General features: G+C 64.7%; 1 protein-coding gene. It reads left to right on the forward strand.

Annotated elements, in window-relative coordinates:
• Window positions 1-55: 55 nt before the first annotated feature.
• The coding region (gene truD / locus AC1DU6_RS35125; RefSeq protein WP_477863183.1) for a tRNA pseudouridine(13) synthase TruD at window positions 56-573 on the forward strand (518 nt) is incomplete at its 3' end.

The following is a 573-nucleotide window of genomic DNA, read 5'->3' on the forward strand; positions in this document are numbered from 1 at the left end:
CACCGCCTTCGTCGCCCAGCAGCTGGCCGAGGCCGCTGGCGTTCAAGAAAGGGATGTGTGCTATGCCGGCCTCAAGGACCGCTACGCCATCACCCGTCAGTGGTTCAGCATCTACTTGCCGAAGGGTGAGATGCCCGACCTGACCCTGCTTCAGCACCCGGAATTCAAAGTGCTGAGTCAGAGCCGCCACGTGAAAAAGCTGCGCCGCGGTGATCTGCAGGGCAACCGATTCCGCATCGTGCTGCGTGACGTGACCGGCGACCGCGACGCCATTGAGGCCAATCTCAAGGCCGTTGCGTCACATGGCGCGCCCAACTACTTCGGCGCTCAGCGTTTCGGCCATGACGGCGGCAACGTCGAACAGGGCCGGGCCATGCTGGCGCGGGAAATCCGCGTGCGCAACCCGAAGAAGAAGGGCATCTACCTGTCGGCGGTGCGCTCCTTCGTCTTCAATGAAGCGCTGGCGCTGCGAATTCAGCAGGGACTCTGGGGCAAGACCCTGCCCGGTGACGTGATGGACGAGGCGGACCGGCCCACCGGACCGCTGTGGGGACGGGGCCGCGTGATCACCAC

The sequence above is a fragment of the Roseateles sp. P5_B10 genome (assembly GCF_056400485.1).